This window comes from Vibrio sp. 10N.261.52.A1 (assembly GCF_002876325.1).
In the GTDB taxonomy this organism is placed as follows: domain Bacteria; phylum Pseudomonadota; class Gammaproteobacteria; order Enterobacterales; family Vibrionaceae; genus Vibrio; species Vibrio chagasii.
The window spans coordinates 1-7,652 of record NZ_MCYD01000745.1; the positions used below are offsets into that span (position 1 = coordinate 1).

7 protein-coding genes are annotated in these 7,652 nt (G+C 42.7%); 6 read left to right on the forward strand and 1 reads right to left on the reverse strand.

Annotated elements, in window-relative coordinates:
- Positions 1-535: 535 nt before the first annotated feature.
- Entirely contained in the window at positions 536-1,834 is a 1,299-nt protein-coding gene (locus BCT81_RS15280; RefSeq protein ID WP_102424981.1) for an aminotransferase class I/II-fold pyridoxal phosphate-dependent enzyme, read from the reverse strand.
- A gap of 137 nt (positions 1,835-1,971) precedes the next feature.
- Here BCT81_RS15280 and BCT81_RS15285 point away from each other — a divergent pair, with 137 nt between their 5' ends.
- The 6 genes from BCT81_RS15285 to BCT81_RS15310 all read left to right on the forward strand — a co-directional run.
- Positions 1,972-2,865 carry a dihydrodipicolinate synthase family protein gene (locus tag BCT81_RS15285; protein WP_102424982.1) on the forward strand — a complete coding sequence of 298 codons (894 nt, stop codon included), beginning with the start codon at positions 1,972-1,974 and terminating at the stop codon, positions 2,863-2,865.
- A 22-nt stretch (positions 2,866-2,887) separates the two neighbouring features.
- A complete protein-coding gene (locus BCT81_RS15290; RefSeq protein ID WP_102424983.1) occupies positions 2,888-4,093 on the forward strand; it encodes an MFS transporter in 1,206 nt (401 codons plus the stop codon).
- A gap of 317 nt (positions 4,094-4,410) precedes the next feature.
- A complete protein-coding gene (locus tag BCT81_RS15295; RefSeq protein WP_102424984.1) occupies positions 4,411-4,641 on the forward strand; it encodes a hypothetical protein in 231 nt (76 codons plus the stop codon).
- Between the two features lie 234 nt (positions 4,642-4,875).
- On the forward strand, positions 4,876-5,079 hold the full coding sequence (locus BCT81_RS15300; protein WP_008219412.1) for a hypothetical protein: 204 nt from the start codon (positions 4,876-4,878) through the stop codon (positions 5,077-5,079).
- 170 nt (positions 5,080-5,249) lie between these two features.
- On the forward strand, positions 5,250-6,044 hold the full coding sequence (locus BCT81_RS15305; RefSeq protein WP_102424985.1) for a phosphate/phosphite/phosphonate ABC transporter substrate-binding protein: 795 nt from the start codon (positions 5,250-5,252) through the stop codon (positions 6,042-6,044).
- A 4-nt stretch (positions 6,045-6,048) separates the two neighbouring features.
- Positions 6,049-7,652: ATP-binding protein (locus BCT81_RS15310; protein WP_102424986.1), on the forward strand; the 1,604-nt coding region annotated here is incomplete at its 3' end.

Below are 7,652 nucleotides of genomic sequence, written 5' to 3' on the forward strand. Positions count from 1 at the left end.
CCACGGGTAAAAATTCAATCTGAGAAGTTTTTGGACAAAAGTGAGCCAGAGGTTTTACTAATTTGGCTTATGACGCATTATCAGAAATATGGCAAAACCTCTAATTGAATGACCAATTTTTGTAGTCCACTACAGTACGCAATATTGAGAATGTACGCTCCTTCAGATGAGTTAAAGAACGATCAGTGGAAGCCTATGCCATTCAAAAAAGTCGCGAAGAAATAAAATCAATACGTCCAATAATTGAGTTGAGTGAACCTTATGTAGGCCAATACATGTTGACCAACATAATCTAATTAACGGTTGCAGCTATCCAAACTCATGTTGGGGGAGAAGTGCATTAGAGTAATTGAACTAATTTACTCTTATTCCAATCAGTCTATCACTGCAGACCTCTAGCGCGTCTCTGGTCAAAGCAATTTAGGAGTGTAAGTCTAAAACTTTCTACCAGATTAGAATGAGTATCTTAAAAATTTAAACGATCATTCTGTAGTCGATACTATGTATCCCAGTGTTTAAATCCACTTACACAAAGTTAGTTACGAGCCTTCACAATGTCTTTGGCTAACTGCAAAGCAAGCTCTTGGCTAAGTTTAGTTGTGGTCACTCGTAATCCAAGCGCTTTCCCATCAATGTCAAACTGATTGCCGGGTCTCACCAACCAACCATGCTTAGATAGTTCGTATGCGCTGGCTTGAGGGTCTCCATTGACCGGAACCCACAAATTTACACCTTCAACAGGACCTTGAATCGATAACCCATTTGCTGCAAGTGCTTCAATCAACCATTGGTTCCTTTGTCTACAGTGTTGGCTCATCACTTGAAGCTGCTGGCCGATACTGTCAGATGTCAATGCGGTGATAACTAAAGATTGCAAGATACGACTCACCCAGTTCATACCAATAGTCAGTCGGCTTTGAAGGCGTTCAGTAGTAACTGGATCAGCTGCTATGAAAGCAAGCCTGAGATCCGGTCCCAACCCTTTTGAGACTGAGCGAAAAACACCCCAATACAAAGACTTTTCGGGAATTAAATTGTAGTAAGGTTGCTCAGCAAGTAATGCGAAGTGATCATCGATTAACACCAGTACATTTGGATAGCGACTGAGAACTTCTCGAATCGTTTCTGCTCGTTGTTTGCTATAACAGCATCCCGTCGGGTTGTGCGCTCTTGGGGTAATCAGTACCGCACGAGCACCTTTGCTGAGTTTGGATTCAAGTTCATCGGCGACCATCCCATCTGAGTCAATGCTAACCCCGACTGGATGCATACCTGCCAACTTAATTGCCGTCGATGAACCTAGATAACAAGGGTCTTCGACTATAACTTGATCACCAGGTAATAGATGGGCCGACATCAGGCGTTCCAATGAATCAACCGCTCCACTTGTTATCGAAAGGCCCATATTAGCCGGACATACGTCCTTGAACCATTCACGACCAAACTGATCAATTTCAGGCAAAATGGGCGCTTCACCATACACAAATTGTCTCAATTGCGCTTTTGCAGCTAATTGGTCAAGGCTTGGAAACCACTCTTTACGGAGGTTACCGTCAGCAAGATCCATTAATTTCGTTTCTGTTATGCCGTCTTGTTGTTGGGATGACTGGCGAGATTTTACATGCGTCCCTAAACGGCCTTTAGTCTCGGCGAGCCCTGACTTTACAAGGCGCTGATATACGCCAGCAACAGTATTTCTATTAACACCGACTTCTGCTGCGAGCTCTCTTACAGGAGGCAGCGCGTCCCCCTCTTTGAGCTCTCCCGACGCAATTAAACAACGGACAGACTCAAATAATTCCTGTCCGGTTTGCCCTTTTATCTTGACTTTCATGTTTGTCCTATGACAATGTTTATATCGAACTATGACAATAAAGTTTTATGACTATGACTAAGATATCACTTGTTAGTGGGTTTTTCATTATTGTCTCATAGCACTCTGTAAACACACGTAATGAAAGGAATTTATCTATGATATTTAATAGAATCAGTGCTTTCCCTATTACCCCTATCTCAAATGAACGAGTTGATGTTGCTGCCTATAGTAAGCTTTTAGGTCGATTAATCGATGCACAAGTCGACTCTATATGTGCGTTAGGCTCGACAGGTTTATATCCTTATTTAAACGCACAAGAAAAACATCATGCGCTCTCAACTGCTGTCGAAATGGCGGGAGATATTCCCGTCTTGGTCGGCATCGGGTCTTTGCGATTAAGGGATGTGCTCGCGAATGCTGAGCAAGCGGAGCAACTCGGAGCCAAAGGACTTTTACTCGCGCCAATTTCTTATCAACGGCTATTCGCTGAAGAAGTCTATGAACTCTATCGCCGTGTATCTGAAAGTGTTTCGATCCCGATTTGTGTATATGACAACCCAGCCGCCACTCACTTTACCTTTAGTGACCAGCTCCATGCAGAGCTCGCAAAGCTGAAAATGGTGCAGTCAATCAAGTTCCCTGGGATGCAATTTGAAGATCACGGCCAACACAGAGTTCAACAGCTAAAAAAACTAGTACCAGACAATGTCACGATTGGCGTTAGTGGTGACGCCTTTGCTGCTAATGGCATTCAGTCCGGATGTGATGTTTGGTATTCCGTTCTGGCAGGTTTGTTCCCAAGAACGGCTCAACATCTGTTTGAGCAAGCAAAGCTATGCAACCCTGAGCAAGCCAAACAACTCTCGCAAAAATATGACCAGCTGTGGCAACTGTTCTCAGATAATCTCGGTGGAATGCGTGTAATGGCAAGTGCTGCTGAAATATTGGGCTATGCCGAATCCCCATGTCTACCCGCTCCTTTGACCGGACTAAACAATGAATCCAAGCTCGTTGTGCAAAAACTGATTTCAGAGCTGGAACTCGCGTAACGCTCACAGTAAGGGGGAACATATGGACAATATTCGTAGCACCACAGCAAAGGTTCACAATGATAAGACCTTGTTGTATCTGTACTTCAGTCTGGCTTGCTTTGCCAGAACGGCAACAGGTGCTGCCATTGTCGGTGTGTTGCTCCTCGCGTCTGAGAATGGGGTGCAGAGTCATCAAATGGGCATACTTGCCGCATGTCTGAGCGCCCCACATCTACTTGGTCCTATATGGGGACGTTGGTTAGATATGGCGCGCGATTCAAGAAAACTGATCATCGCAGCGGCATGTGTCTATAGTGTGTTCATGCTCGCTACAGCCCTCTTCTTCCAGCATCTAACTCTATCCGCGCTAATGCTGTTACTGATCATTTGTGGTGGTTCTGCCCCTTACCTGATGGGAGGGATCAGTGGATTGTTGAATGGATTATTTAGTTCAAACTATGAGATGAGAAGAAAAGCGCACGCATGGGATGTGTGCAGCTACGCAGTCGGCGGTACCTTAGGCCCCATGGTGGTTGCAGGGTTAACCAACATCAGTGACACACAGTCAGCACTGATATCAATCGCTCTGTTTCCTTTGATAAGTTCCCTGTTGATTATGAGGCTGCCAGTGAATAGCCATCATAATAGTCAGTCCACATCCGTGCCGAGCATAGCCAAGGTCGCACAACAAATTATCAGCATAGGTCCACTGACCCGAACCATGTATCTGACCGTTGCCACCTCATTTTCTTTAGCGGCGCTGCCAGTTTGTGCGATATTTCTGGCTGAACAATGGGGACAAACTCGGGCTAGCTCAGCAACGCTGGTTTCTTTTTATGGCATCGGAAATCTGGTTGGTGCACTTTGTTTGATCCGCTTCCCTACTCATAAAGAGCCCGAACAGCTCATGATGTTATCTGCAATTGGTGTATCGTGTGGTCTGCTACTGGTTTCGATTTCGACCGGCTATGAGTTTGGACTTGGCGCCTTCTTCATCTGTGGCGTTACCAACGCACTTTTCTTCGCCGCGAGCCTGGCTGCAAGGGTTGACTACGCACCAAGCGGAAGTTCTTCACAGGTCTTTATGTGGATCGCAGCTCTGAAAATCGCAGCTGTGTCCATCGGCAGCACATTTGCCGGCTATATTGCTGATGGCTTACCCTCAAAAGCGATATGGGCCAGCTTTGTAATCACGCTCGGGGTGACTATAGTCAGTGCTATCCATAGACGCTTCCAACTGCCGTAACATGGGCTTAGGTATCTCTACTCTCTGCTAAACTACTCTCACTAACGAGTGAGGTCGCTAAAACGATGACTGACTAAGAAAGAATCGTAAAACTCACGGGCAGGTCTTGCCTTTAGTCTCATATATTACTTTTTGTATATCGAAGTTGGCGGAGCATCATTATGTGGTTTGGAGGCGTAACTCATTTTGGGGCAGATCTGTGTTAGCTGGCACTTTTTGAGAAAAGTGCCACGAGTAAAACTTCCGGTCTATAAAGCCTCTGGACAAAAATCATTTTCGGAAAATCGAACATTAGCAAATTATGAATAACTACAGGTATGGCAAAGGCTCTTGGAGGTGAAGAGTATGCTTGTTTACCAAACGAGAGTCTTGAGCAATATATATCAACAGTAAACCCTAATATCATGCCTCTGCTTTACGATTTCTTTGTAAAGTTCGACTACTTATTCGTGCTACGTCAGTCTAACTCCACTCTAACGGACGAAGAGTCAGAAGTGTTGCTGTCAGCCCAAGACTCAGTTTATGAAATGCAACTTACAATGATGTAAATCGAAATGCAGTGAAGCACTTTTGCGTCATTCTTGAGTGAGTTTGGTGATACAACGTTAGGGAGAACGAAACTTTATCTTTTCAAAATCTAATCTTTAGTATCCATCTGAAAATAAACTATGTTTTTTTACAATTTGGTCTACTGTTAAAAGAGAAAGGAATCTTCTAACAACGTCATTATTAGGTAATCAGAGCATTAAGATTCAGTTGCCACTGCTAGGAAGGGACACACTATGGTTTTAGAGTCATGTCGTATCACGCTAACAAATCAACAAATTATGATTAGTCAATCAGTTGAGAGCTCTCTCTATCTTCTCGAGGCTGAAATCAACAATGGGATATCTGAAGTTAAAATTGATGCTGACGATGGTTTTCAGGTTCATTCGTATATCTTTGACTCCGTTGAAGAGTCTATTGAAAGCCTGATGAACCTCTAACACTCTAGCTATTATAAGTCTCTATAGAAAGATCTCTTTCAAATAGGTACTTAGCTATAGCAAATTCTAAACGCAACTCACTTGATGAGTGTTCTAACAGGGCATCGCTCTAAGGCGAACTAGGTCAGCAAGGGCGAAACATATTGTTCATTTTACATGGAAGTGAATTTATGAATCTTCTTCGAGCCATATTACTGAGTCTTCTCGTTACACCTATTTCGAGCCTAGCAGCTAAACCATTAAACTTTGGGATTGTTCCACAGCAATCCGCTGAAAAATTAGCCAGGCAGTGGATGCCCATCCTCCAATATATTTCAAAAGAAATTGGCCAAGAGGTGAGATTTGCCACTAAGTCATCGATTCCTTTGTTTGAAAAAGAATTGTCAAAGGGGTCATATGACATAACCTATATGAACCCTTATCATTATACTGTATTCAGTCAGTCCAACGGTTATATAGCGATAGCTAAGGCAAAAAATAAGAAAATAAAGGGGGTTATCGTTGTAAAGAAAGAGAGTGATATATCTACGGTACAAGAGTTAGAAGGTAAAAAGTTAGCGTTCCCTTCCCCTGATGCTTTTGCGGCAAGTATTTTAAGTCAAAGCTTCTTGGCACAGAATAATATCGATATTGAACCTGTTTATGTACGTTCACATGACTCGGTCTACCATAATATTGCTCAGGGCAACTTCGTGGCAGGTGGCGGTATCTATCGAACCTTAAATGCTATGCAGCCTGAAGTGTCAGATAAATTGACGGTTTTGTGGGAGAGTAAAGGCTATACTCCTCATGCCATCGCGGTCGGCCCTCATGTTTCTAAAGACCTTAGAAAACGTATTCAACAAGCAATAACGAGTCTTGAGAGTGTTCACCCTGAGCTGTTGTCTCCTCTTAAAATTAAAGGGTTTGAACAAGCAAAAGACAGCGATTGGAATGACGTTAGACTACTCTTTGCCGAAGAGTAACCTTATGAAATTCCAAACCAAAACCTTCCTCGGTATCGCTTTAATTGAAGTTTTTTTTCTCGCGCTTTTGGTCGTTTTTGCTACAAATTTTATAGCTGATTCGAATAGAGCTTTATTTGAAAGCAAGATAGAGACTACTTTAAATTTATTAAAGCTGAGTAGTCTCGATGCCTTGCTTACCTATGATATAGCGCGGCTGGAGAGTATTGCACAAAACGTAATAAAAGATCCCGATATTGTGTCTTTAACAATGAGTATCTCAGGCTCCGAGGTTGTTATCGTTGGAAATAGAGATGCTTATCATACTGACTCGATATTGATTGAAGGAATGATTTTTAAAGGAATGGATGTTCACATAGATGGCATGGTTATTGGTCGGATAGACGCCATTTTTGATGAACGCGCTATCTTGAGTCACATAGAAAGTTCGAGTCAGTATTTAATTATGATAGCGAGTATCGAAGTCGCATTTGTTGCTATCGCCTCTCTATTATTCAGTCGGTTATTGGTAAAAGAGCTACGTAAAGTCACTAAAGCCATTGAAGATATCGAAGTATCTGGCCCTGGCTTGACCCTTAGCTATGAAAAGAATGATGAGATTGGTCAGGTGATTTCTGCCTTCAATCGTATGTCTGTGGAGATGAGAAAACAATATGTCCAGCTTTCATTAGCTAAGGAGTCGGCTCAATCAGCCAATAGAGCTAAAGATGACTTCTTATCGGTGGTAAGTCATGAGATGAGAACCCCACTAAATGGGATTTTAGGGATGGCACAAATCTTGGGGGAAGGAGTCGATGAGGCAAAGAAAGAGCAAATAAGCATTATTGTCAGTTCTGGAGAGCATTTACTTCTCATCATTAATGACATTCTCGACATAGCAAAAATGGAACAAGGTAAGCTTGAGTTGCGCATTGAACCATTCTCATTAGAGGCTTTAGTTCAAGAGGTCAAGAATGCCTTTGATAACACTTGTAAACAAAAAAGTCTTGATTACGTTGTTACCACTGAACATATTGAGGGAACTTACCTTGCTGGAGACAACACAAGATTGAAGCAAGTAATATTCAACTTGCTTGGCAATGCCGTAAAGTTTACAAAAAAAGGAGCTGTCACATGTCACTTTCAATGGCTAGAAAGTGAATCAAGATTAACCATTACCATCACCGATACCGGAATTGGTATTCCTACTGATAAGCTTGAGACGATTTTTAAACCGTTCTCACAAGCCGATAGCTCTACCACCCGCCATTTCGGAGGTACAGGATTGGGCCTTGCAATTGTCACCCAACTCCTTGAACTAATGAGTGGGAAGATAGAGTTGGTGAGTGAAGTTAACGTTGGCAGTCAGTGTACTGTTACACTGCCAATGCCTTCAGTTATCACCAAACCGAACCGTTTCAGCAATGCACTTTCCACTCAAACTCATTGCTTCAAGGGGCGCGCTCTTATCATTGATGATAATCAGATTAATCTCATCGTAGGTGAACTTACCTGTAAGAAATTTGGCTTCGATGTTGATACAACGAGCCAAGCAGAAGAGGCTTTAAATCTCATAAAAGTAAATGACTACCTTTTTATACTTGTTGATCTTCATATGCCCGATATATC

Excerpts from the sequence above, each read along its gene's own strand:
- BCT81_RS15280 (WP_102424981.1), bottom strand. The coding sequence starts at position 1,834 with ATGAAAGTCAAGATAAAAGGGCAAACCGGACAGGAATTATTTGAGTCT.
- BCT81_RS15300 (WP_008219412.1), top strand. The coding sequence starts at position 4,876 with ATGGTTTTAGAGTCATGTCGTATCACGCTAACAAATCAACAAATTATG.
- BCT81_RS15290 (WP_102424983.1), top strand. The coding sequence starts at position 2,888 with ATGGACAATATTCGTAGCACCACAGCAAAGGTTCACAATGATAAGACC.
- BCT81_RS15285 (WP_102424982.1), top strand. The coding sequence starts at position 1,972 with ATGATATTTAATAGAATCAGTGCTTTCCCTATTACCCCTATCTCAAAT.
- BCT81_RS15295 (WP_102424984.1), top strand. The coding sequence starts at position 4,411 with ATGGCAAAGGCTCTTGGAGGTGAAGAGTATGCTTGTTTACCAAACGAG.
- BCT81_RS15305 (WP_102424985.1), top strand. The coding sequence starts at position 5,250 with ATGAATCTTCTTCGAGCCATATTACTGAGTCTTCTCGTTACACCTATT.